Consider the following 1,944-nt stretch of genomic DNA (forward strand, 5'->3'; position numbering starts at 1 on the left):
AGAACCCCCACCATCACCCTCGCCGCGTGACCATCCCAAACAGCCCCATACCCGGCACCACATCCTTGACGAAGGACATAGAGACACCCCCCCCCTGACCACCTGTGGGAAGTCCCCAGCAGCGGGGCAGGTCGCGATCTGCCCCGGCCCGCTCCTCCTCAGGCATCAGGCCCTCGTCCCTCCCACTCACCTGCCGACCCCTATTCCCCGTCGTCTGGACTGTCGAAAACCTCTACGTGGCGCTCTCCGGCGCGGCCCGCCGGCCGTGGACCGCCGGCCGTGGACCCCTCATATCTCAGTCCCGCTCCTACGCCACGGTGCGGCGCCGCCGTGCACGACAGCACCAGGAGTACGGCGAACTCCACCGACCTCTCCCCTGGACCGGCCTCAGTCCCTTTCACCACATACGGGTTCGCCAGTCGTGCTACGGCCCCGCCCCCTGGACGTACGTCCGCCGCGGGCACCAAACCGCCACCGCTAGATCATCACCACAGGGAGAGGCCGGGAAGCAGCCCGTCCTCAAAGTCGTACGAACACTGTTCTACCTCGACGCAGCCCCGGCACCTGTCAGCGCCGTTCTTGGTCCGCCGGCCACAGTCCAGGCAGCGCTCGTCATGGTCGCAGTCGGCTCTGCACTGCTCCACCAACTCCGCGCGGGGGTCCACCCAGTAAGGCGGCCCCCCGATGTCCAGCCCCGGCTCGCACCGCTCAGGCTGTCGACTCACCACGTCATGGCTCTCGCTCATGCAGCCGACCCATCCTTTCTTCTTAGGCACTTAAAACGGGCCCGCAGCGTTCAAAGGCTGCGGGCCCAGCCCATGAAGCGAGGACCACGATAGTCTGGGGCTTTATGCATTACCGGACGACACGACGAGCTGGTACCGCGATGTCGTTCGCCACCCCATCCTGACCCCCATTCAAGCCGTCGTCCTCGTTCGGAAATCACCGCTCCACGCACATTCTCGACCGATGCACGTCTCACATATAGTCATCACGAGCCGCCGAAGGGCATCGCGTTGCACTCAGCGCGCTTCTCCGCCACTTGGTTGATCAGCTGGTCCACGGCGCCTCGGTTGACCAGACTGCCTCATCTGGCTGAGTCGCGGGGTCGATACCGCCCACGAAATAACCTGCTTCATCCGAGTTGCGCTTGGCGACCTTCCCTGCAAACTCAGTCCCCCCATTTTCCACGAATCGCACGGCAAGGCATGCTGCCCTTCTCCCGTGATCAGACATGCGAGCCAGCCCTAAGGACTTGACCGCCAGGTCACAACGTCGCTCCTACACGGTGAGCACGCCAGCACGTCAGTCTGGAGCTACTTCGTTAGCCCGGCGCCGGAGACGGGACTGCCCACCTCGTGACCCCGGCTGCTGTTTCGTGCCGCCATCGACAGCCAGAAATCCAAAGTGCTCCCAACCCGCCGGAAAGATCAACACACCTTTCTTGCCGCTCGCAACCACTGACCAGTTCAGTCGTTGACAGAGCTACCTCACCTTCCCCGAGGCGCTCAGGGCCCCGCGCAGCCGTCCACAGCAGCGGGGCCCTGCGCATGAGCAGACCACGCGCCGTGAAACCAATGCCGTAAGCAGTCAAAGAGCCGTAGCCCAACGCGTCATTCAGGCTTCGCAACTGTTCGCCCCGCAAGGTTCAGGTTATTCCAACCAGTCTCCGCCCAAGGGGACATGGGGGGCGATGCCGCCAGACGCGTGGCGGTCCATCGGGGCACCCCTGTCCGCGGCGGGCGGGGATCACCAGAGCCGGTTTAACCTTGAGTCGGCGTAATATCAGATTCGGGCGCCGTGAATGCGACGCGTTCAGATATCCGGTCGATGCGCTTGATATCGATCTTTAGAGCTCGTAACACGATCATGATTGGCGTTTCCCGAGGCGTCGCCAGCAGATGAGGCTGCAGGCGAGGGAGACGAAGGCGTCGTGGAGTTCGG

1 protein-coding gene is annotated in these 1,944 nt (G+C 63.8%); it reads right to left on the reverse strand.

Features of this window, described 5'->3' with window-relative positions:
* Positions 1-1,763: 1,763 nt before the first annotated feature.
* The coding region (locus ACFYP3_RS37665) for a hypothetical protein (protein WP_388842622.1) at positions 1,764-1,944 on the reverse strand (181 nt) is incomplete at its 5' end.

This window comes from Streptomyces sp. NPDC005533, from assembly GCF_042871845.1.
Classification (GTDB): domain Bacteria; phylum Actinomycetota; class Actinomycetes; order Streptomycetales; family Streptomycetaceae; genus Streptomyces.